Source organism: Polynucleobacter sp. MWH-UH25E, from assembly GCF_018687095.1.
GTDB lineage: Bacteria > Pseudomonadota > Gammaproteobacteria > Burkholderiales > Burkholderiaceae > Polynucleobacter.
The window spans coordinates 582,471-603,589 of sequence record NZ_CP061286.1; the positions used below are offsets into that span (position 1 = coordinate 582,471).

Sequence of the window (21,119 nt, forward strand, 5' to 3'; positions counted from 1 at the left end):
GGGTTAATGTGGATAAAAATGGGAGAACACCGCATGAATAGCTTTACAAAATGGCTCTTAAGCCTTGTTTTAATTGGCTTAGTGGGGATTGCAGCGTATACCTGGTTGATGCTAACTTGGAGCTACGGCAACGGAGAAAGAGCTGGTTATGTTCAGAAATTCTCCAAACGCGGATATGTTTGCAAGACCTGGGAGGGGGAATTGGCGATGGTTTCTATGCCAGGAACCATGTCTGAAAAATTCCTCTTTACGGTGCGTGATGATGCTGTGGCGCAAAAAATAAATGCTAACTTAGGAAAAAAAGTTGCCCTAAAGTATGATCAACATATTGGCCTGCCGACAACATGTTTTGGGGATACAGAATATTTTGTTTCTGGCGTAGAAGTAATAAATGATTAATTTGCAGTAGTTTTAAAATTGTTGTAACTAAGCTTTATTTTTATAATTTTTTGTGGTTAAAATCATGGAAGCGCAATGTGCGCCGACATCAATATCTATAAGGAGCTTCACTTGAACAAAGCCGAACTAATCGCAGCGATTGCTGACGACGCGGAGATCTCTAAAGCTAAAGCTGAATTCGCATTGAATTCTGCAATCGAGAACATCATTAAAGCTGTTACTAAAGGCGACTCAGTACAACTGATCGGTTTTGGTACTTTTGCTTCTGGTAAGCGTGCAGCACGTATGGGCCGTAACCCAAAAACTGGCGAGCCACTCAAAATCGCTGCTGCAAAAACTGTTAAGTTTTCTGCTGGTAAAGCATTTAAAGATTCAGTTAACAAGCGTAAGAAGTAATTCTTCATTGTTAATAAAAAAGCCCGGCATGCCGGGCTTTTTTATTTCCTAAAAGAATGCTTTGTATTAACTTTGTACTAAACGACGGTGTCGATGAATGCTCATCAAGATGCCCGCACCAAATCCCAGCGTTACGAGCGCGGTGCCTCCATAGCTAATAAATGGTAAAGGAACGCCAACCACTGGAAGCAGTCCACTTACCATGCCAATATTCACGAAAGCATAGGTGAAGAAGATCAGCGTTACTGCAGCGCCGAGTAAGCGCGTGAATAAATTAGGTGCGCTCGCTGAAATGGCAAGACCACGCTTGATGAGTGCAAAGAAAAGTGCAATTAATACTAAGTTGCCAAGTAAGCCAAACTCTTCGGAGAACACTGCAAATACAAAGTCGGTATGTTTTTCCGGAATAAATTCCAAATGTGCTTGCGTACCTTGGAACCAGCCCTTACCGAAAAACCCACCCGAGCCAATCGCAATCATAGATTGAATGGTGTGAAAGCCTTTGCCTAATGGGTCGCTACTCGGATCCAACAAAGTGCAAATACGATGCTTTTGATAGTCGTGTACAAAAGGCCATACAACATCGTGTGCGCAAATCGTGCCACCAAAAATAATAATTAAGAGGATGCCAACTACGCCAACGCCGACGAATGGCAGTATCCATTTCCAAGGTAGGCCAGCCAGGATAATCACATAGAGGCCTGCTGCGAAAACTAACAGGGCGGTACCAAGGTCGGGCTGACGGGCAATCAGAAAAACAGGAATGGCCAAAATGATTCCGGCAACACCGTAATCCCATGCTCTTTGGATGCCTTCTCGCTTTTGGAAGTACCAAGCCAACATTAGTGGCATGGCAATCTTCATGATCTCAGAGGGCTGAATCACAATGCCAATATTGAGCCAGCGTCGCGCTCCTTTTTTGATTAATCCAAAGGCTGCAACTGCAACCAGTAGAGCAACGCCGAGACCATAAATCCAAACGGCACTGATTTCTAACCACTTTGGTGGAATGCGAGAAACCAACCACATCACTACAAATGACAGCGCAAGATTGCGTAATTCATCTGCAATTTGCACGGGCGTATTTTGACTGGCGGATAAAAATGTAAAAAATCCGACGGCTGCTAAGCCAAGCAAAATAAGACCTAGCTGGCGATCTAGGCCAGAAAAAAAACTAAAGAAGAGTGACTGAATTTTTTTTATGGGGCTCTTTTCCATTCGGGAACCTCCTTGGGCCATTTGCCTTCAATGTAGTAATCCAGCGCTTTACGTGCGATAGGTGCGGCATACTGTGCACCAAAGCCCGCATTTTCAACAACCATGGCAATCACGATTGTTGGCTTATCTGCTGGTGCAAAGGCAATGTAGAGGGCATGGTCACGTAAGAATTCTGCGGTTGCGCCATGCTTGTAATCTTTTGAGTTCAAGCTAAATACTTGGGCGGTACCAGTTTTACCGCCGGCAACATATCCCGCACCCTGAAAAGCTGCTGCTGATGTGCCCGAGCGGTTTACTTCCACCATCGCCTTTTTTATAACCTCAATATTTTCTGGGCTAAGGTCGATGCGATAGCTTTCTTTTGGTGTTGTGAGAACACGATTACGTGTGAATGGATCCTCAATAGCTTTGACCAAGTGCGGCTTCATTACAACGCCATTGTTGGTCAAATTTGCCATGGCGTGCGCAAGCTGAAGAATGGTGAATGAGTTATATCCTTGGCCAATACCAAGCGAAATAGTTTCTCCTTCGTACCACTTTTGCTGTTCAGGTTTTTTAAAGGTGTTTTGTTTCCATTCCGTAGAGGGAAGAACTCCCCTTGCTTCACCTTGTAAATCAATGCCGGTAATTTGACCAAAGCCAAATGGCTTCATAAAGTCATGCATCATGTTCACACCCATATCGCGGGCGAGCATGTAGTAATAAGTGTCACAAGATTCAACGATCGACTTTTGCATGTCCACAATTCCATGCCCACCTTTTTTGTCATCGCGGAAAGTGTGATTACCAAAATCAAAATAACCGGGGTCCGAAATAGTTTGCGACGGCGTGCGCTTTTTATTTTCTAGGGCAGCTAAAGCCATGAATGGCTTATAGGTTGATCCTGGTGGGTAGATGCCTTTGAGTGGGCGGTTATACAAAGGTTTTTGTGGCGAGTCGTTTAACTCTTTCCAGGTTATAGAATCAATGCCTTCAACAAAGTCGTTGGGATTAAAGTTTGGCTTAGAAACAAATGCCAATACATCGCCAGTTTCTGGTTCGATAGCAACGAATGCTCCGCGAAAGTTTCCATAAAGTTGCTCGACTAAATACTGCAACTTGACATCAACTGACAACACAATATTTTTGCCGGGGACAGATGGTGAGCTAGAGAGTGTACGCACCGGTTTTCCACCCGCGGTAATTTCAACCTGGTCATACCCAGGTACGCCACGCAAAACAGTTTCATAGCTTTGCTCTAAGCCAATTTTTCCTACGTATTGAATGCCTGGCAAGAAAGAGGCTTGTAAGGCATCTGGATCGTCGGATTTAGAGTTCTCAATCTCAGCTTGCATGCGCTCTTTATCGCGCTGCGAAACACGGCCTATATAGCCCACTAAGTGGGAAGCCAATTCGTTATAGGGATATTCACGGAAGTTCCTTGCTCGAATCTCTACTCCAGGAAAGCGGTAGCGATTGGCCATAAAGCGGGCAGTTTCAGCCTCATTCAGCATGGAGCGGAGGGGTATCGTACCCATATTGCGCGAATCTTCTAAAGAGCGCTTGAAGTTACGGCGATCTCTTGGGGAGATATCAATAATTTCAGATAGCTCGTTGATCAGCTGATCTACATTGCCTTTGACTTCTTCCGCATTCACGTCAAGTGTTAAGGCGGAGTAATTGCGGCCAATCACAATGCCATTGCGATCAATAATTAATCCGCGGTTAGCAGGTGCTGGCACAAGTGCAATGCGATTACTTTCAGCAAGCAGCGCATATTTTCCATGGCTAATTAATTGCAGCCAGACAAGTCGGGTAACTAAAAGTAAAAAACAAACAGTAACAAACAAGGTCGCAATGTGAATGCGCTCTTGAAAAGAATCGAGATTGGGTTTTTTAAAAGAAACCATGCAGCTTCTTAAAGCGGACGATTGTGATCAACGTCTATTGGGCGACGTTGGGGCGCCAATAAAATGCGTGTCGCAAACGGCCAAAGTGCCGCTTCTATTAAGGCTTGAATAGTGCCCGTTAAGGCCCACCAGTAAAGCTCTCCACTAAGTAGCCAGTGGGCTAAAACGGGAAAAAGAGATACCAATAAAAATATCGGTATGAGATGTAGAGCCTGCGATAAAACAGTTAAAGCGACAATCCGTCGATGCCAAGAGATCGCAATGTACGCAACCAAAGAGTAACTAAATGCATGCAATCCCAGTAGATCGGAATTGTGAACATCCATGAGTAAGCCAAGAATGAATGCCCAAATAACTCCAACGTAACGATGTTGGTGAATATTCCAAAACACAATGCAGATGATTAACCAATCAGGCACCCATCCATAATTTCCGATGGGTAAAAGATTCAGCAGCAGTGCGCAAAATAAGCTGAAATAGATAAATACCGGATTAACCGGACGCAAGATATAGCCGCTTTGAAAATCAATCATTGCATGCCTCGCGCGCGAGTTTGACGACGACCGGGGGTATTGCTTTGGGTTCCGGAAGTGGACTTGTTGTTGCTGGGCGCTTTTGCGTCAAATTGAGGGTCGTATAGAAGGGCTAAGGCTTGGCGATAGCGATTTACTGCTGCCACCGGTTCGCAAAATACGTTAGAAGAATTTTTATCCACATTACGTTCAATTTTGCTAATGACGGCAACCGCAAACCCAGGGGGATAAACCCCATCAATGCCAGAGGTCAGCAAGACATCGCCTACTTCTAGGTCGCTTGCTACGGGGAGATAGCGTAATTCGAGAGGGTTGCCACGTCCAGCACCAAAAACAGCTGCTCTGAGGCCATTGCGAGCCACCTGGACTGGAACTGCAAAGTCCCGATCCTCCAGCAGGGATACCTCTGCAGATCGCTCATAAAGTCTTACTACTTGACCAAGAATGCCGGCGTCATTAGCTATTGGGTTGCCCAGTTTTAAGCCGTCATTGCTGCCTCGATTAATCACAATTCTTTGTGAAATGGGATTGGGCGGATTAAACAAAATTTCAACAGGCAAAGTTTTAAATGGAACCTGTTTTTGCAGTGCCATTAACTCGCGCAAATTCTGATTTTCAATCATTAAAAATTCAGATTGATTGGCCAATAATGAAAGCTCAGCTTGACGGGCCTTCATTGCCTGATTTTCTTTATCTAAAGTGGAGCGCGTTGTGAAATATTCTGACGTAGCTTCAAACGCATTGCGTGGCGTCATCATGATGTATTCAAGTGGACGCAAAACCCAATTTGCATAATTGCGAATGGGATCTAGTGCTTTAAAACGAAAATCAATCAGCATCAGAGCGATGCTGATTGACAGACAGACAGTCAGTTTGAGTAAGGCCGGAATGCCCTGTCTGAAAAGTGGTGGAGCGCTATGTTGCAATTCCTTGGTCGACGAGTATGTCGTTTATTCGTGTGAGAACACGCCGCCCAATTTATCCATGCGCTCAAGTGCGATACCGCAACCACGAGCAACGCAAGTTAATGGATCTTCAGCCACATGAATCGGTAAGCCAGTCTCTTCCAACAAGAGGCGATCTAGGTCGCGCAATAAGGCGCCGCCGCCTGTGAGCATCATGCCGCGTTCGGCAATGTCCGATGCCAACTCTGGTGGAATTTGTTCCAAGGCGGCTTTAACTGCGGTCACAATTTGATTCAATGGATCGGTTAATGCCTCGAGAATTTCATTGCTGGTAACAGTAAAGCTGCGTGGAATGCCTTCTGAAAGATTGCGACCTTTTACTTCCATTTCCCGAACTTCTGCGCCAGGGAAAGCGGAGCCAATTGTTTTCTTAATGAGCTCAGCAGTTTGCTCGCCAATCAACATTCCATAGTTGCGGCGAATGTAATTAGTGATGGCTTCATCAAACTTATCTCCACCTACGCGTACCGATCCTTTGTAAACCATGCCACCCAATGACATGACGCCAACTTCGGTTGTACCGCCACCGATATCGACAACCATCGATCCAGCAGCTTCAGAAACTGGTAAGCCAGAACCAATTGCAGCAGCCATAGGTTCTTCAATCAAGAATACTTGTGAAGCGCCAGCGCCTAATGCAGATTCGCGAATCGCACGACGTTCAACTTGAGTTGATCCACAAGGAACGCAAATGATGATGCGTGGACTTGGTTTTAACAGTTTGCTTTCATGCACAAGCTTGATGAATTGCTTGAGCATTTGTTCTGTGATGGTGAAGTCAGCAATAACACCATCTTTCATAGGACGAATTGCCTCAATATTTCCCGGGACGCGACCTAACATCGCTTTTGCCTCTTTACCAACGGCCAAAATCGTTTTTTTGCCGTTTGGGCCACCCTCTTGACGGATGGCTACGACAGATGGCTCATCGAGGACAATTCCCCGCTCACGCATATAAATCAAGGTGTTGGCGGTGCCAAGGTCGATGGCTAGGTCGTTAGAAAAGTAGCTGCGGAAAAAACCAAACATGATGTAGTGGGAAAATAGAAAGTGTTAATGAAAATATATAGGAATGATACTCTAGCGCCCCATGAAACTTGATGATGTTCAGCGCATTGCGCACCTTTCTAGGCTTGAGTTAAGCCAAGCAGAAGCCGAGGCTGTTTTGCCCCAATTGCAGGCTGTTTTTTCCCTTGTTGAGGAAATGCAGGCTGTTAATACTGAGGGTCTTGAACCGCTTGCTCACCCCATTTTGTTTTTGCGTGAATTGGCTCAGCCATTGCGTACTGACCAGGTAACTGAGTCTGATCAGCGTGCCGAAAACATGCAATCCGCACCCGCTCAGCAAGATGGCTACTTCTTGGTTCCAAAGGTGATCGAATGAGCTGGCATAACATTTCCGTTGCCTTAATGGCAAAAGCGCTGGCCGCAAAAGAAGTGTCCAGCAAAGAACTGACCCAGTACTTTTTAGACCGTATTGAGGCTGAAAAAAGGTGGAATGCATTCATTGATGTGAATGCTCACTTAAGCTTAGAGCAAGCAAATAAAGCAGACTCACTCATTTCTGCTGGTAAAGCAGGCAAATTGACTGGCATCCCAGTTGCGCATAAGGACGTCTTTGTAACTCGTGGGTGGAAGACCACTGCAGCCTCCAAAATCTTGGCTGGCTACCAAAGCCCTTTCGACGCAACTGTGGTTGCCAATCTAGGAATTCCAGATGCGAATAATCCGAATGGCGCTGGCATGGTTTGCCTGGGCAAAACGAATATGGATGAGTTTGCGATGGGTTCATCGAATGAGAACTCAGCCTTTGGCCCTGCACTGAACCCTTGGAATGCATCCTGTGTTGCGGGTGGCTCCTCTGGGGGATCAGCTGCTGCTGTTGCTGCAGGCTTGGCGCCGATAGCCACAGGCACAGATACCGGTGGGTCTATTCGTCAGCCCGCCGCATTTTGTGGCCTAACGGGAATTAAGCCCACGTATGGGCGCGTTTCTCGCTACGGCATGATTGCCTATGCCTCTTCTTTGGATCAAGCTGGTCCGATGGGTAAAACGGCGGAAGATTGTGCTTTGTTGCTAACAGCCATGTCTTCGCACGATCCACGTGATTCCACTTCTTTGTCTGATTCAGGCGAAGACTATGGTCGTTATCTCAATCAAGTTTGGCAAGAGGGAAATGTAAATCCTGCAAAACCTTTAGAAGGTTTGAGGGTGGGTTTGCCAAAAGAGTTTTTTGCTGAGGGCTTATCTGCAGATGTTGCAAAGTCAGTAAACGAAGCCGCAAAACTGTTGGAAAGTTTGGGGGCTAAATTAGTTGAAGTCAGTTTGCCAAAAACCAAATTATCGATACCGGTGTATTACGTGTTAGCACCAGCGGAAGCGTCTAGCAATTTGAGTCGCTTCGATGGTGTTCGTTATGGCCATCGTGCAAGTGAATACAAAGATCTTGGTGATATGTATCAAAAGTCTCGCACCGAGGGATTTGGTGCGGAAGTGAGACGTCGGATCATGATTGGAACTTATGTTCTTTGTCATGGTTACTACGACGCATATTATTTACAAGCACAAAAAATTCGTCGCATTATTGCCTCGGATTTTCAAGAGGCATTTAAAGAGTGTGATGTCATCTTGGGGCCAGTAGCGCCTGATGTGGCTTGGCGTTTGGGTGAGAAGTCAAAAGATCCTGTGCAAATGTATCTGGAAGATATTTATACGCTTTCGACTAACCTTGCGGGCTTACCTGCAATGAGTACCCCCTGTGGATTTAATGCAAATAATTTACCAATTGGTATGCAGTTGATCGGCAATTATTTTTCTGAGGCGCGTTTGTTGCAAATCGCGCATCAATATCAGCAGGCCAGTGATTGGCATTTGCGTCAAGCAAGCGAGGTGGCATGATGCAGTGGGAAGTCATTATTGGTTTAGAAACACACGCGCAATTACATACGCAATCAAAAATTTTTAGTGGCGCCAGCACTCGTTTTGGCGCTGCTCCGAATACACAAGCATGTGCCGTGGATTTGGCTTTGCCGGGTGTGCTGCCAGTTCTCAATCGCGAAGCTGTTGAACATGCTATTCGTTTTGGTTTGGCCGTAGGCGCGAAGATCTCACCGGCAAGTATTTTTGCCCGTAAGAATTATTTTTATCCTGATTTACCCAAGGGTTATCAAATTAGTCAATTTGAGATTCCAGTCGTGGTCGGTGGGAAGATTGAAATTCTGGTGGGCGATGAAGTTAAGGTCGTTGAACTTACTCGCGCTCATATGGAAGAAGATGCGGGCAAATCGGTTCACGAAGAAGGCTTTATTGGGCCGCATGGTGAGCCTTCCAGTGGAATCGACCTCAATCGTGCTGGTACACCTCTTTTAGAGATTGTGACCGAGCCAGTGATGCGAAGTGCTGCCGAGGCAGTGGCATATGCCAAAGCCTTGCACGGCCTGGTGGTCTGGTTAGGTGTTTGCGACGGGAATATGCAAGAAGGGTCTTTCCGTTGTGATGCCAATGTATCTGTGCGTCCAAAAGGTCAGATTGAGTTTGGCACACGTTGTGAGATTAAAAACTTGAACTCTTTCCGTTTCTTGGAAGAGGCAATTCAATATGAAGTACGTCGTCAAATTGAATTGATTGAAGATGGCGGTACTGTGGTTCAGGAAACCCGTCTATACGATCCCGATCGTGGCGAAACTCGCAGCATGCGTAGTAAAGAAGATGCGAATGATTACCGCTATTTCCCAGACCCTGATTTATTGCCAGTGGTAATCGATGACGCATGGATTGCTAAGGTGCGTAGTACGATGCCCGCATTGCCTGCTGATCTGCGTGCGCAATGGCAGGCGGATTATGGGCTTAGCGCCTACGATGTACAGCTGTTAAGTCAAGATCGTGATACTGCTAAAGTCTTTGAAGAGTTGTTGGCCATTGTTGGCAAACCTTTGGCTAAAGCGGCTGCAAACTTAATTGCTGGAGAGCTTGCTTCCTCAATTAATCGTGCAGGAATTGCGATTGCCGATGCACCATTAAAGGCAGAACATTTGGCGCCCCTGCTGACTCGAGTTGCCGATGGCACGATTTCGAACAAGATTGCAAAAGATATTTTTGCGACGCTTTGGGATGATGCGATTGCAGGTAAATCAATCAACACAGTTGATCAAATTATTGATGCAAAAGGGTTGAAGCAAATCAGCGATAGTGGTGCATTAGAGGCCATCATTGATCAGGTGCTTGCCGCTAATCAAAAGTCGGTTGAAGAGTTCCGCTCTGGAAAAGAGAAGGCCTTTAATGCATTAGTGGGCCAGATTATGAAAGCCTCTCAGGGCAAAGCCAATCCTGGCCAAGTAAATGAACTGCTGCGCAAAAAGCTGAGCTAAAAAGAGTTAAGAAAGAGATACATGAGTGCGATAGATCCAAAACAGGCTGAGCAAGAAGAGTTGGTTGCCGAGTGGTTGCGTGCAACCCCGGGTTTCTTTGAGCGTTATGCCAATCTGTTTAACGAGATTCGGGTCAAGCACCCGCACGAAGATCGCGCCATCTCTTTACAAGAGCGTCAGATGACAGTTTTGCGCACACAAAACCAAGAGCTCAATCGACGCTTAAGCGAGATGCTGCACTTTGGTAGTCGCAATGACAAAACGCAACAAAGTTTGGTCGCTTGGTTATTGCGCTTAATGAAGGCAAACAATAAGGCTGATGTTGAAGCAGCAATTACTACTGGTTTGGCAGACGTTTTTGAGGTTGAGGCTGCGCAATTGTTATCACCTAATTCAGCATTTGGCCCTTGGGTGGATACACCCTTGTGTGGCTCTGCTAAGGAATTGGCTGCTGCCAGCGTGGATTTACTCGCCAGCCAAACCTCGATTGATCCTGAATGGCAAAGCATGGTGGCCATCGGTCTACCGCTTGGTAAGAGTATTGGCGCGAATCAATCGCCAGCAGTTCTTTTGTTGGCTAGTAAAGATGAGACTCGGTTTACTGCCGACATGGGCGCCTTCTATTTAAGGCAAATTGCAGAGCTTACAGCGGCAGCTTTGGATCGTATCCAGGCTTATGAAATTAAAGCCAGCTGATCTTCATCCACTCATGCAAGACTATTTGCATGAGCTTCATGTATTGCGTCAACTCTCCGCACATACGCTCAAAGCGTACGGCATGGACTTGAGTGATTTACAAAACTTTGCACAAGATGATTCAGTTGATTTATTGAAGGTAACAAATGCCCATGTGCGTCGTTGGGCTGGACGTTTGCATTCCAAAGAAAAGTCATCTAGAACTATCGCGCGTGCTTTATCTGCTTGGCGTGGATGGTATGACTGGCTGACAGAAAAAAATGCACGACGTGATGCACAGACGGGCAAAGTCAGTGCGCAGTTAGCAGCCAATCCCGTGGATGATGTGAAGGCGCCAAAGCGCCTTAAGTCCTTGCCTAAAGCTCTCTCGGTTGAGCAAGCTCTTGCCTTGGTGAACCAGGCTGTAAAAGAGGCGGATGAGAAAAAGGATTTAGAGTCGATTCGGGATGCTGCGATTGTTGATTTGCTGTATTCCTCTGGGTTGCGTTTATCCGAGCTTCTAGGCATTGATGTTATGCAGAGCAAAGATCGTCAGCATGAATCCGCAGGATGGTTGGATTGGGATGCAGCGGAAGTGACTGTTTTAGGTAAGGGTGGCAAAAGACGCTCTGTTCCCGTTGGCGCTCCCGCGATGAAATCTTTAATGGAATGGAGAAGCATTCGGGATGCAAGTGCGAATGCAAATACTGAATCCATCGCCTTATTTTTGTCGGCAAATGGCAAGCGTTTATCGCCGCGAACAGTACAGGCGCGTTTGCGAACTTTGGCGATTCGCGCAGGTTTGCCTACCCATGTGCATCCGCATATGATGCGCCACAGTTTTGCCAGCCATGTGTTGCAGTCCTCGCAGGATTTGCGTGCCGTGCAAGAAATGTTGGGGCATGCCAGCATTGCCAGCACCCAGATATACACCTCTCTAGATTTCCAGCATCTAGCGCAGGCATACGATAAAGCGCATCCGCGCGCTAAGGCTGGCAAAGCTTGAGGAACTCGGTAAGATAGTAGGTTTCCCGAATTTGGGAACGCAACATCTCTAGATTTTGATTGGATCATTCATGGCATTAATTCCAGTAACCATATTGACGGGCTTTTTAGGAAGCGGCAAAACTACTTTGTTAAAACACATTCTGACTGAAGATCACGGTAAAAAAATTGCAGTGATTGAGAATGAGTTTGGCGAAGAAAATATCGATAACGATATTCTGGTTCAAGACCATGAAGAGAATATTGTGCAAATGAGTAATGGCTGTATTTGTTGCACCATTCGTGGCGACTTGGTTGAAGCATTAAATGCTTTATGGGAACAGCGAAAAGATAAAAAAATTCATTTTGATCGTGTTGTCATTGAGACCACGGGGGTGGCTAATCCGGGGCCTGTAGCGCAAACTTTCTTTATGGATGATGATGTTGCGGATCACTATGTGCTTGATGCCGTAGTGACTTTGGTGGACGCTAAGCATGGCCAGCAGCAACTGACTGAGCATGAGGAAGCTCAGCGTCAAGTGGGTTTCGCGGATCAAATATTTATTACGAAAACAGATTTAGTATCGGCGGCTGAAGTTGAAGCTTTGCGTAGCCGTTTAATGCACATGAATCCGAGGGCGCCCATCAGCGCAATTTCTAAAGGCGTGGTTCCATTAAATGCCGTTTTAGATCTCAAGGGTTTCAATTTAAATGCGAAGTTAGATATTGATCCTCATTTCTTAGAGCAGGATGATCACGATCATGCTCACTGCGGTCATGACCACTCACATGATCACGATCACAGTACTTGCGGGCACGATCATAGCCATGACCATCATCATGGTCATGCGGGACATACAGATCGCATTCAGTCCTTCGTTTTTCGTAGTGATAAACCCTTTGATCACAAAAAATTGGAAGATTTTTTGGGGGGCATTTTGGAGGTCTTTGGCGAGAAGATGCTGCGTTACAAGGGCGTGCTTTATGTCAAAGGAAGTGGCCGAAAAGTGGTTTTTCAGGGGGTGCATCAGATGATGGGTAGCGATTTGGCTGGTCCCTGGGGATCTGAGCCCAAACAAACCCGTATGGTCTTCATAGGCATTGATTTGCCTAAGGACACCCTACTGGCTGGGCTTGAAGGCTGTTTGGTCTAGTCGGATTCGGGTACAATCCGCCGCCACGGCCAAGATTGTGAAGGCTTGAAGAATATTGGCTAGCAGCAACAAAAGTTTGGCAGAATGAGGCAATAATGCTTCAAATCTAAGAAAGAATGAGATGACGGTAAAAACAGCAACAAAACCTGCAAGTACTGCGAAAGCAAGCAGCAAAGCTACGAGCACTAAAGCGGTGAAGGGCGCGCCTTTAACTGAGGCTGAATTGCTCAAGATGTCTGACAAGGACTACATGAATGCTGCCCAGTTAGATTTTTTCCGTCAAAAGTTGTTGGCTTTAAAAGATGACATCTTGAAAAATGCATCTGAGACAACAGAACATCTCCGTGAAAACATTTTGGTTCCAGATCCTGCTGATCGTGCGACGATTGAAGAAGAGCATGCATTGGAATTACGTACTCGTGATCGCGAGCGCAAGTTATTGAAAAAAGTTGAGCAAGCACTTGGACGAATTGAGTCTGGTGACTATGGTTGGTGTGAAGAAACAGGCGAGCCAATCGGCTTGAACCGTTTAATTGCAAGGCCTACAGCCAATCTCTCTCTCGAGGCGCAAGAGCGTCGCGAACTCCGTCAAAAATTATTTGGCGAATAAATACTATTTGTAATGACTAAGCATTTGACATCTATTAGTGATATCTCGCCTTTATTAAAGGCAGAGATTCTTGCTGAGGCATTGCCTTACATTCGTGCATATCACGGTAAAACCATCGTTATTAAATACGGTGGGAATGCTATGGTCGAGGAGCGACTCAAGGAAAGTTTTGCGCGGGATGTGATCTTGTTGAAATTGGTTGGCATGAACCCTGTAGTGGTTCATGGCGGCGGCCCACAAATTGATGAGGCTCTAAAAAAGATTGGCAAGACTGGAACGTTTATCCAAGGCATGCGCGTTACCGATGAAGAAACTATGGAAGTAGTTGAGTGGGTTCTCGGTGGTGAGGTGCAGCAGGATATCGTGATGCTGATTAACCATTTTGGCGGTCAAGCTGTTGGCTTAACCGGCAAGGATGGTGGTTTGATTCACGCGAAGAAGATGATGATTCCTAGCGATACAGAGCCAGGCAAGAAGGTGGATATTGGTTTTGTGGGTGAGATTGAGGCAATCAATCCAGCTGTTGTGAAAGCTTTACAGGACGACGCATTTATTCCAGTAATTTCGCCGATTGGCTTTAGTGCTGAAGGTCAGGCATACAACATTAATGCTGATTTAGTTGCTGGCAAGATGGCAGAGATTTTGCATGCGGAAAAATTAGTGATGATGACCAATATTCCAGGTGTAATGGATAAAGATGGCAAATTGCTAACGGATTTAACCGCCAGGGAAATTGACGGCTTATTTGCCGATGGCACTATTTCAGGTGGTATGTTGCCAAAAATTTCTTCCGCTTTAGATGCGGCTAAGAGCGGCGTAAACTCAGTGCACATTATTGATGGTCGCATTGAACATTCCTTGCTATTAGAAATTTTGACCGAGCAAGCTTTCGGTACGATGATTCGTTCCAGATAAGAAGATGACAATGCGCGAATCTATAGAGTCAGCAGAAATCGACAGCACTAGCGCTGACGCTGGCAAGGTGCGCAAGCGTCCTCGCCCGGGTGAGCGCCGTTTGCAGATTCTGCAAGTGCTGGCAGAGATGCTGCAAAACCCAAAGGGTGAGCGTGTTACAACGGCGGCTTTAGCGGCGAAGATTGATGTATCAGAGGCTGCTTTATATCGACACTTTGCAAGTAAAGCCCAAATGTTCGAGGGCTTGATTTCATTTATTGAGCAAACTGTTTTTGGCTTAATCAATCAAATAAATCAAAAAGAAGAATCAGGCCTAGCGCAAGCGCGTGGCATTCTGCAAATGCTCTTGTTCTTTGCGGAAAAAAATCCCGGAATGACACGCGTGTTATTGGGAGATGCTCTTTTGCAAGAGGATGATCGTTTACAAGAGCGCATTACCCAAGTGCTAGATCGAGTGGAGGCCTCGCTTAAGCAGGCCTTGCGTATTGCCCAGACTCAAGGCGGCACATGGTCAAAGTTGGGGCAAGAAGAAGTAAGCATCCGCGCAGCAATGTTGATGAGTTTCGTGTTGGGCCGCTGGCATCGTTTCGCGCGCAGTGGTTTCAAAAAGCTGCCAACAGATGCTTCTGATGTGAGTTTGCGTCTGCTATTGTCAGAATGAGCGAGCTACACCTCTCTAGAAATACCATTCACTTTGCCGAGCCGCTGCCTTTGCAAAGTGGCGCTATGTTATCGGGATATGACTTAGTCATTGAAACCTATGGCAAGCTCAATGCAGATAAAAGCAATGCAGTATTAATTTGCCATGCTTTAAACGCCTCGCATCATGTTGCAGGCCCAAGTCCAGACAATCCTCAAGACATTGGTTGGTGGGACAACATGATCGGACCAGGCAAACCGGTCGATACAGACCATTTCTTTGTCATTGGCGTAAATAATTTGGGATCCTGTTTTGGGTCTACGGGCCCAATGAGCTTAAACCCTGCTACAGGCAAGCCATATGGTGCCGATTTCCCGGTAGTCACAGTTGAGGATTGGGTAAATACTCAAGCTCGTCTTGCGGATAAATTAGGTATTCGGAAATTTGCAGCAGTCATGGGTGGTAGCTTGGGCGGTATGCAAGCATTGGCGTGGGCCATTCAGTTTCCAAAGCGTCTTGATCATTGCATTGTGATTGCTTCTACTCCTAAGTTAAGCGCACAGAATATTGCGTTTAATGAAGTAGCTCGCAACGCAATTTTGTCTGATCCAGATTTTCATGGCGGTAATTACTATGAACATGGCGTAGTACCTAAGCGTGGCTTGCGCTTGGCGCGCATGGTTGGTCATATTACTTATTTGTCTGACGACGATATGGCTGAAAAGTTTGGTCGCGAATTACAGCGCCCTCATGGCGAATCAAAGGACTATCGCTTTAGCTTTGACGTAGAGTTTGAGGTTGAGAGTTACTTACGTCATCAGGGCGATAAGTTCTCTACCTATTTTGACGCTAACACTTATTTGCTCATTACCCGCGCTCTTGATTATTTCGATCCTGCGCGCCGCTCTGATGGTAGTCTCAATCGGGCTTTGGCTGAAGTGCAGGCAAAGTTTTTGGTGGTGAGTTTTTCAACAGATTGGCGTTTCCCTCCTAATCGTAGTCGTGAGATTGTTCAATCGCTGCTCAGCAATAAGAGCGAAGTTACTTATGCTGAAATCGATGCGCCACATGGGCATGATGCTTTCTTGTTAGATGATGAGCGTTATCACAATCTCGTGAGGGCGTATTTCAAGCAAATGCGCGAGGTACAGCCATGACTAATTTAAATAAACGCGCTGATTTTTCTGCGATTGCTAATTGGATCGCGCCTAACAGCCAGGTGCTTGATTTAGGTTGCGGTGACGGTAGCTTTTTGGAATTCTTACAAAAGCAAAAACCGGTACATGCTTACGGTGTTGAGATTGATGACGGGCGAGTTCTGGCTTGTGTGCAAAAGGGTTTAAACGTTATCCAGCAAGACTTAGAGGGTGGCCTCGCCCTATTTGAAGACAATAGTTTTGATACGGTTGTGTTGTCTCAGACCGTGCAAACGATTCATCAAACTGAAAAGATTTTGCGTGAGATTGTTCGTGTTGGTAAAGAGTCAATTGTGTCCTTTCCAAACTTTGGTCACTGGTCACACCGTTTAGCGGTTGCACTTGGTCGCATGCCTGTCTCAAAGAGCTTGCCTTATCAGTGGTACAACACCCCAAATGTGCGCGTATTGACGGTTGCCGATTTTGAAAAATTAGCATCTAGTCTTGGGCTTAAAGTCATTGATCAATGCATCTTGCATGATGGTCGACAAGTGACATTGATGCCAAATCTGTTTGGTAGCCTTGCTTTATTCCGCGTCTGTCGCGCATAAGATAAACATCAAGGTGCTGTCCGCCATTCAATCTTGGTTAAAAGACTTTCGGGTATATCTCGAATGGCCTTGCCTAAGAATGTTATTTTTGGGCTTCTCGGCAGGCTTACCCCTTTTGCTAATTCTGGGAACTTTAAGTTTTTGGTTGCGCGAAGCAGGGATCGATCGCAGCACAATTGGCTACTTAACTTGGGTTGGGCTGATTTACGCATTCAAGTGGATGTGGGCGCCGCTGGTAGATCGTGTGCAAATTCCATTCTTAACCGCTCTATTGGGGCGCAGGAGAAGTTGGTTGATATTGGCGCAAGCCTTAATCATTCTCGGTTTGGTGGGCATGTCCACAATGGATCCCAAGCTTGCTCTGAACTCAATCGTATGGTGTGCCTTATTAGTGGCATTTGGTTCTGCCACCCAAGATATTGCCTTGGATGCATTTCGAATTGAATCGGCGAACAGTGATCGTCAGGCGGCACTTGCAGCCACATATCAAACGGGCTACCGCTTGGCTCTCATCTGGGCAGGTGCCGGCGTATTGTGGTTAGCTGCAAGAGCTGAAACGGGGAGCGGTTATGACGCTAGTGCTTGGCAATTTGCCTATTTGTGTATGGCAGCATCGATTGGCGTTGGGGTTTTGACAACCTTATTTAGTAAAGAGCCTGCTCGTTATGAGTTAGCTAAAGCGCGCAATGCAAAAGCGTGGCTGTATCAAACTTTGATTGAGCCATTTGCAGAATTTATTTGTCGCTATCGTTGGCATGCCATATTAATTTTGTCTCTCATCGCGATTTATCGCATTAGCGATGTTGTGATGGGCATTATGGCTAACCCGTTTTATGTTGATATGGGCTACACAAAAGATGAGGTTGCGGCAGTTAGCAAAGTATTTGGTGTTGTGATGACCCTCGTCGGCGCCTTTGTGGGTGGGGTTCTCACGCTGCGATTCGGCGTTCTCAGAATTCTATTTGTAGGTGCCGTGTTATCGGCTGTAAGCAATCTTTTGTTTGCGTGGCTTGCTAATCAAGGGCATGATTTGCATGGTTTGATTTGGGTGATTTCAGCAGATAACTTGAGTTCAGGAATCGCCAGCTCCGCGTTTATTGCATTCCTTTCATCTCTTACAAATATTCGTTACTCGGCAACACAGTACGCTTTATTTAGTTCGATGATGCTGTTGTTGCCAAAGTGGCTCGCAGGATTTTCCGGCGTTTATGTTGATCACTTTGGATATCCAGCGTTTTTCTATGGCACCGCCATCATTGGTCTTCCAGTATTGGTATTGATCTGGGCGACCATGCATTTTCAAATTGTGCAGATCAAAAAAGAAGGCGAATAGCCCTTAAAGTTTCCAGTCGTAATCCACCGTAAGCGGTGCATGATCGGAAAAGCGTTCATCTTTATATACGGCAGTTTTCTTGGCCGCAGCGGCAATCTCCGGAGTGCTGATTTGATAGTCAATACGCCACCCCACATTCTTCGCATAAGCTTGGCCACGATTACTCCACCAGGTGTAGCAGGCTTCTCCAGCCTTGGGCTCTAGTTTGCGATAAACGTCGACATAGCCCACTTGATCAAATAGTTTGGTTAACCAAGCGCGCTCTTCAGGCAGGAAGCCCGAGTTTTTAAGATTGCCTTTCCAGTTTTTCAAATCGATTTCATGGTGGGCGATATTGACATCACCACAGAGAACAATTTCACGGCCAGATTTTTTAAGTTTGATGAGATGTGGCATAAAGCTATCGAGGTAGCGATATTTAGCCTCTTGTCGCTCAGGAGAGCTTGAGCCTGATGGCATGTAAACCGAGATTACTGAAAGATTTTTGAAGCGCGCTTCAACATAACGCCCCTCCGCATCAAATTCTGGATTGCCATATCCATAAAGTACATCATCAGGTTGATGGCGGGTATAGATGCCGCAGCCGCTATAGCCCCTTTTCTCCGCATGATGAAAGAAGCCATGTAGTCCATCGGGATTCAGAATGGCATCCTCTAAATCATCGCGCTGGGCTTTGAGTTCTTGCATACAGATGAAGTCCGCCTTTTGTTTGGTGGCCCATGGCAGAAAGCCTTTTTTAACTGCTGAACGGATACCGTTGAGGTTCGCGGAAATGATGCGTAACATGTAGGTCTATGAGCTCAAATAATTCAAATCAAGATAACTTTATTCGTTTTGCCTTGGAGGCAAAGGTTTTGTCCTTTGGGGAGTTTAAAACCAAAGCGGGTAGGCTCTCTCCATATTTCTTTAATGCTGGTGAATTTAATGATGGCGCTCGTTTGGGCGCCCTTGGGCGTTACTATGCCAAGGCTTTAGTGGAATCTAAAATCCCTTTCGACATGTTGTATGGCCCAGCCTATAAAGGTATTACGCTTGCAGCTGCAACCGCCATTGCTTTGGCAAATGATGGCGTTAATGTTCCTTATGCCTATAACCGCAAAGAAGCTAAAGATCATGGCGAGGGTGGCGTGCTGGTTGGCGCGCCGGTAAAAGGCAAGGTCATTATTGTTGATGATGTTATTTCAGCGGGTACTTCGGTGCGAGAGTCTGTAGACCTGATTCGTAAAGCGGGTGCAGAACCGGTTGCCGTGTTGATTGCTTTAGATCGTATGGAAAGATCTGGCAATGCTACGGATATTGGTGACAAGTCCGCAGTGCAGGCTGTTGAACAGGAGTTTGGTTTGCCAGTAATTTCAATCGCGAACTTAACTGGCCTAATGTCATTTTTGACGGCATCAAGTGATGCTCAGTTAACAGCTTATTTGCCAGCAGTAAAAGCATATAGAGAAAAATACGGCATCTAAGAAAATCGTTTCTTAGATTTCTGTTTCGCCTTCAAAAACAGTAACTGCTGGGCCTGTCATGATGACGGGTTCAGCCGCATTGTTGGCAATACCACCCCACGCAATTTGTAGATCTCCACCACGAGTATGTACTTTTACCGGTGAGTCCAGCAGTCCTCTGCGGATGCCTGAAACCACTGCTGCGCAGGCGCCAGTTCCGCAAGCTAAAGTTTCTCCCGCGCCACGCTCATAAACACGTAATGCAATTTCATTGCGGTTCATGATTTGCATATAACCCGCATTCACCCTTTTTGGAAACGCGGCATGTTTTTCGATTTCAGGGCCCTCTTCTAAAACTGGTGCGCTAGCGACATCGGCCACTACTTGTACCGCATGGGGGTTACCCATTGATAAGACACCTACAAAGCTATCATGCATCGCAGGGCGATTCAAGGGAAGGGCATAAAGAGTTTCGTGAAATTCTTGCATGCTAGCCAAGTCGCTTGGATTAAATGGGATTTGGTTATGCTCAAAAATTGGCGCGCCCATATTCACCTCAACTTGACCATCAGGATGAGACTTTAGTGTAAGGACGGTATGGGCTACTTCAACACGCAGAGGATTTTTATTAGATAAGCCTTGGTCCAAGACAAAACGCACAAAGCAGCGGGAGCCATTGCCACATTGCTCTACTTCTCCGCCATCCGCATTAAAGATACGATAACGAAAATCGGCATCGTCACGGGTGGGCTTTTCAACTAAGAGAATTTGATCTGCGCCGATACCAAATTGACGGTGTGCTAAGGCTTGCCATTGCTGGCAAGTGATATTGCTTAAGTCTTGATCGATACCATTGAGCACAATGAAATCATTGCCTGCACCATGCATTTTGGTGAAGCGTAATTTGCGTCTAGAGTTGCTCGGAGTAGTGCTCAAAATAATCTATCAATCGTAAAGGCTTGGTTCGCCAGGAGGGCGATGCTTAAAGCGTTTATGTACCCAATAGTACTCTGCTGGCCTTTCTCGAACAAGGTCCTCGATATATTGATTGAGGCGAGTAGTGTCTTTTTCAACATCATCGCTAGGAAAGTTTGGCAAGGGTTCGCTAATGTGGCACGTATAACCTTTGCGATCTTTATTTAGAGTTGTGGTCATTAAACAAACCTCTGCACCGCTTAATCTTGCCAAGCGCGATACGGAAGTGATGGTGTTTGTCTGGATTCCAAAGAAGGGTACAAATACCGAGTCACGTGGCCCTAGGTCGATATCTGGGGCGATGAAAATAAAATTGCCAGTTTGGATTTCTCGGATTAGGTCACGCAAACGACTTTGTCTTTCAATCGACTTGCCACCGAAGCGATTTCTCCATTCAATCATCTTTTGATTGAAGAATGGATTCTTCATTTTTTGATAAAGACCAGCCCCTTTGGGCCAATCACGCTGACTCGCCAGCACAGATAGCGCCATAAAGCCACCTTCAAGGCCAACAAAGTGTGGATTAATGAGAAGGCGAGGTTTTCGGTCTCCAAGCGTAATGGCGGATTTAATCGTCACAATGTCGGTAATTTGTTTCCCACTTCCCAGCCAAATTCTGCTTCGTTCTAAAACACTGCGACCAAATAATTTCCAGTGTTCTAGCGCAAGCGCATCAATCTCTTTTTCGTTGAGATTGGGAAAACATAATCGCAAATTAGTTTTGACTACCTTGGCTCTGCTGTTCGGTATGTGGGCTGCAAGCCAGCCAAGTCCATAGCCAACATAAACGGTGATACTGTAGGGAAGAAATGCAAATAAGCGCAATAGGCTGAGCGCTAGGAAATTGAAAAGGTTTGAGAGCCAAGCCATGCCAAAA

Annotated in this window: 23 protein-coding genes; 15 read left to right on the forward strand and 8 right to left on the reverse strand. The window is 46.0% G+C overall.

Going from position 1 to position 21,119, the window contains the following annotated elements; genetic code table 11:
• The first annotated feature begins 33 nt into the window (after positions 1–33).
• Positions 34–399: a hypothetical protein gene (locus ICV39_RS03175; RefSeq protein ID WP_215390446.1), complete on the forward strand. Its 366-nt coding sequence runs from the start codon at positions 34–36 to the stop codon at positions 397–399.
• Positions 400–510: 111 nt separating this feature from the next.
• The gene (locus tag ICV39_RS03180; RefSeq protein WP_087908896.1) at positions 511–795 is read left to right on the forward strand and encodes an HU family DNA-binding protein; all 285 of its coding nucleotides are present in this window, start codon (positions 511–513) and stop codon (positions 793–795) included.
• 66 nt (positions 796–861) lie between these two features.
• Here the strand turns inward: ICV39_RS03180 and rodA are convergent, their stop codons facing one another.
• From rodA to ICV39_RS03205, 5 genes are read right to left on the reverse strand one after another with little or no spacing between them, the layout of a single operon-like run.
• Positions 862–2,013, reverse strand: coding sequence for a rod shape-determining protein RodA (gene rodA, locus ICV39_RS03185; RefSeq protein WP_215390447.1), 1,152 nt, complete (start codon positions 2,011–2,013; stop codon positions 862–864).
• Positions 1,995–3,902, reverse strand: a complete 1,908-nt coding sequence (mrdA, locus tag ICV39_RS03190) for a penicillin-binding protein 2 (protein WP_215390448.1) — start codon at positions 3,900–3,902, stop codon at positions 1,995–1,997. The genes rodA and mrdA overlap by 19 nt, the downstream gene beginning before the upstream one ends.
• Positions 3,903–3,910: 8 nt before the next feature.
• A complete protein-coding gene (gene mreD, locus ICV39_RS03195) occupies positions 3,911–4,435 on the reverse strand; it encodes a rod shape-determining protein MreD (RefSeq protein WP_215390449.1) in 525 nt (174 codons plus the stop codon).
• Positions 4,432–5,361, reverse strand: coding sequence for a rod shape-determining protein MreC (gene mreC / locus ICV39_RS03200; protein WP_215390450.1), 930 nt, complete (start codon positions 5,359–5,361; stop codon positions 4,432–4,434). Before mreC ends, mreD begins: the two co-directional genes overlap by 4 nt.
• Before the next feature lie 24 nt (positions 5,362–5,385).
• Positions 5,386–6,429, reverse strand: a complete 1,044-nt coding sequence (locus ICV39_RS03205) for a rod shape-determining protein (protein ID WP_068319852.1) — start codon at positions 6,427–6,429, stop codon at positions 5,386–5,388.
• A 61-nt stretch (positions 6,430–6,490) separates the two neighbouring features.
• Here ICV39_RS03205 and gatC point away from each other — a divergent pair, with 61 nt between their 5' ends.
• The 12 genes from gatC to ICV39_RS03265 all read left to right on the forward strand — a co-directional run bounded on the left by gatC (position 6,491) and on the right by ICV39_RS03265 (position 17,825).
• Entirely contained in the window at positions 6,491–6,784 is a 294-nt protein-coding gene (gene gatC, locus ICV39_RS03210) for an Asp-tRNA(Asn)/Glu-tRNA(Gln) amidotransferase subunit GatC (protein WP_215390451.1), read from the forward strand.
• Positions 6,781–8,298, forward strand: a complete 1,518-nt coding sequence (gatA, locus tag ICV39_RS03215; protein WP_215390452.1) for an Asp-tRNA(Asn)/Glu-tRNA(Gln) amidotransferase subunit GatA — start codon at positions 6,781–6,783, stop codon at positions 8,296–8,298. The genes gatC and gatA overlap by 4 nt, the downstream gene beginning before the upstream one ends.
• Positions 8,298–9,767 (forward strand): Asp-tRNA(Asn)/Glu-tRNA(Gln) amidotransferase subunit GatB, encoded by a 1,470-nt coding sequence (gene gatB, locus ICV39_RS03220; RefSeq protein WP_215390851.1) that lies wholly within the window; start codon positions 8,298–8,300, stop codon positions 9,765–9,767. Before gatA ends, gatB begins: the two co-directional genes overlap by 1 nt.
• Positions 9,768–9,788: 21 nt before the next feature.
• Positions 9,789–10,463 (forward strand): DUF484 family protein, encoded by a 675-nt coding sequence (locus ICV39_RS03225; protein WP_215390453.1) that lies wholly within the window; start codon positions 9,789–9,791, stop codon positions 10,461–10,463.
• Entirely contained in the window at positions 10,444–11,448 is a 1,005-nt protein-coding gene (locus ICV39_RS03230) for a tyrosine recombinase XerC (protein ID WP_215390454.1), read from the forward strand. The genes ICV39_RS03225 and ICV39_RS03230 overlap by 20 nt, the downstream gene beginning before the upstream one ends.
• Before the next feature lie 70 nt (positions 11,449–11,518).
• On the forward strand, positions 11,519–12,580 hold the full coding sequence (locus ICV39_RS03235) for a GTP-binding protein (protein ID WP_215390455.1): 1,062 nt from the start codon (positions 11,519–11,521) through the stop codon (positions 12,578–12,580).
• Positions 12,581–12,812: 232 nt separating this feature from the next.
• On the forward strand, positions 12,813–13,190 hold the full coding sequence (gene dksA / locus ICV39_RS03240) for an RNA polymerase-binding protein DksA (protein WP_215390852.1): 378 nt from the start codon (positions 12,813–12,815) through the stop codon (positions 13,188–13,190).
• A gap of 12 nt (positions 13,191–13,202) precedes the next feature.
• Complete coding sequence (gene argB / locus ICV39_RS03245) at positions 13,203–14,105, forward strand: acetylglutamate kinase (protein ID WP_215390456.1); 903 nt, start codon at positions 13,203–13,205, stop codon at positions 14,103–14,105.
• Positions 14,106–14,115: 10 nt separating this feature from the next.
• Positions 14,116–14,766, forward strand: a complete 651-nt coding sequence (slmA, locus tag ICV39_RS03250) for a nucleoid occlusion factor SlmA (RefSeq protein WP_215390457.1) — start codon at positions 14,116–14,118, stop codon at positions 14,764–14,766.
• Positions 14,763–15,902 (forward strand): homoserine O-acetyltransferase, encoded by a 1,140-nt coding sequence (locus tag ICV39_RS03255; protein ID WP_215390458.1) that lies wholly within the window; start codon positions 14,763–14,765, stop codon positions 15,900–15,902. Before slmA ends, ICV39_RS03255 begins: the two co-directional genes overlap by 4 nt.
• Positions 15,899–16,492, forward strand: coding sequence for a methionine biosynthesis protein MetW (gene metW / locus ICV39_RS03260; protein WP_215390459.1), 594 nt, complete (start codon positions 15,899–15,901; stop codon positions 16,490–16,492). The genes ICV39_RS03255 and metW overlap by 4 nt, the downstream gene beginning before the upstream one ends.
• 13 nt (positions 16,493–16,505) lie before the next feature.
• Entirely contained in the window at positions 16,506–17,825 is a 1,320-nt protein-coding gene (locus ICV39_RS03265) for an MFS transporter (protein ID WP_251372720.1), read from the forward strand.
• A gap of 3 nt (positions 17,826–17,828) precedes the next feature.
• On the opposite strand, the gene ICV39_RS03270 is transcribed toward ICV39_RS03265, so the two are convergent.
• A complete protein-coding gene (locus ICV39_RS03270) occupies positions 17,829–18,611 on the reverse strand; it encodes an exodeoxyribonuclease III (RefSeq protein ID WP_215390460.1) in 783 nt (260 codons plus the stop codon).
• A gap of 8 nt (positions 18,612–18,619) precedes the next feature.
• Here ICV39_RS03270 and pyrE point away from each other — a divergent pair, with 8 nt between their 5' ends.
• Positions 18,620–19,288 (forward strand): orotate phosphoribosyltransferase, encoded by a 669-nt coding sequence (gene pyrE, locus ICV39_RS03275; RefSeq protein WP_215390461.1) that lies wholly within the window; start codon positions 18,620–18,622, stop codon positions 19,286–19,288.
• Between the two features lie 12 nt (positions 19,289–19,300).
• Here pyrE and dapF read toward each other — a convergent pair whose 3' ends face one another.
• Positions 19,301–20,155 (reverse strand): diaminopimelate epimerase, encoded by an 855-nt coding sequence (dapF, locus tag ICV39_RS03280; protein WP_215390855.1) that lies wholly within the window; start codon positions 20,153–20,155, stop codon positions 19,301–19,303.
• A 57-nt stretch (positions 20,156–20,212) separates the two neighbouring features.
• Positions 20,213–21,112: a lipid A biosynthesis acyltransferase gene (locus ICV39_RS03285; RefSeq protein ID WP_215390462.1), complete on the reverse strand. Its 900-nt coding sequence runs from the start codon at positions 21,110–21,112 to the stop codon at positions 20,213–20,215.
• Positions 21,113–21,119 lie beyond the last annotated feature (7 nt).

Bases quoted from the DNA above. Each gene is read 5' to 3' on its own strand.
- ICV39_RS03175 (WP_215390446.1), top strand. From the start codon at position 34: ATGAATAGCTTTACAAAATGGCTCTTAAGCCTTGTTTTAATTGGCTTA.
- rodA (WP_215390447.1), bottom strand. From the start codon at position 2,013: ATGGAAAAGAGCCCCATAAAAAAAATTCAGTCACTCTTCTTTAGTTTT.
- mrdA (WP_215390448.1), bottom strand. From the start codon at position 3,902: ATGGTTTCTTTTAAAAAACCCAATCTCGATTCTTTTCAAGAGCGCATT.
- mreD (WP_215390449.1), bottom strand. From the start codon at position 4,435: ATGATTGATTTTCAAAGCGGCTATATCTTGCGTCCGGTTAATCCGGTA.
- ICV39_RS03205 (WP_068319852.1), bottom strand. From the start codon at position 6,429: ATGTTTGGTTTTTTCCGCAGCTACTTTTCTAACGACCTAGCCATCGAC.
- gatC (WP_215390451.1), top strand. From the start codon at position 6,491: ATGAAACTTGATGATGTTCAGCGCATTGCGCACCTTTCTAGGCTTGAG.
- gatA (WP_215390452.1), top strand. From the start codon at position 6,781: ATGAGCTGGCATAACATTTCCGTTGCCTTAATGGCAAAAGCGCTGGCC.
- gatB (WP_215390851.1), top strand. From the start codon at position 8,298: ATGCAGTGGGAAGTCATTATTGGTTTAGAAACACACGCGCAATTACAT.
- ICV39_RS03225 (WP_215390453.1), top strand. From the start codon at position 9,789: ATGAGTGCGATAGATCCAAAACAGGCTGAGCAAGAAGAGTTGGTTGCC.
- ICV39_RS03230 (WP_215390454.1), top strand. From the start codon at position 10,444: ATGAAATTAAAGCCAGCTGATCTTCATCCACTCATGCAAGACTATTTG.
- ICV39_RS03235 (WP_215390455.1), top strand. From the start codon at position 11,519: ATGGCATTAATTCCAGTAACCATATTGACGGGCTTTTTAGGAAGCGGC.
- dksA (WP_215390852.1), top strand. From the start codon at position 12,813: ATGTCTGACAAGGACTACATGAATGCTGCCCAGTTAGATTTTTTCCGT.
- argB (WP_215390456.1), top strand. From the start codon at position 13,203: ATGACTAAGCATTTGACATCTATTAGTGATATCTCGCCTTTATTAAAG.
- slmA (WP_215390457.1), top strand. From the start codon at position 14,116: ATGCGCGAATCTATAGAGTCAGCAGAAATCGACAGCACTAGCGCTGAC.
- ICV39_RS03255 (WP_215390458.1), top strand. From the start codon at position 14,763: ATGAGCGAGCTACACCTCTCTAGAAATACCATTCACTTTGCCGAGCCG.
- metW (WP_215390459.1), top strand. From the start codon at position 15,899: ATGACTAATTTAAATAAACGCGCTGATTTTTCTGCGATTGCTAATTGG.
- ICV39_RS03270 (WP_215390460.1), bottom strand. From the start codon at position 18,611: ATGTTACGCATCATTTCCGCGAACCTCAACGGTATCCGTTCAGCAGTT.
- pyrE (WP_215390461.1), top strand. From the start codon at position 18,620: ATGAGCTCAAATAATTCAAATCAAGATAACTTTATTCGTTTTGCCTTG.
- dapF (WP_215390855.1), bottom strand. From the start codon at position 20,155: ATGCATGGTGCAGGCAATGATTTCATTGTGCTCAATGGTATCGATCAA.
- ICV39_RS03285 (WP_215390462.1), bottom strand. From the start codon at position 21,112: ATGGCTTGGCTCTCAAACCTTTTCAATTTCCTAGCGCTCAGCCTATTG.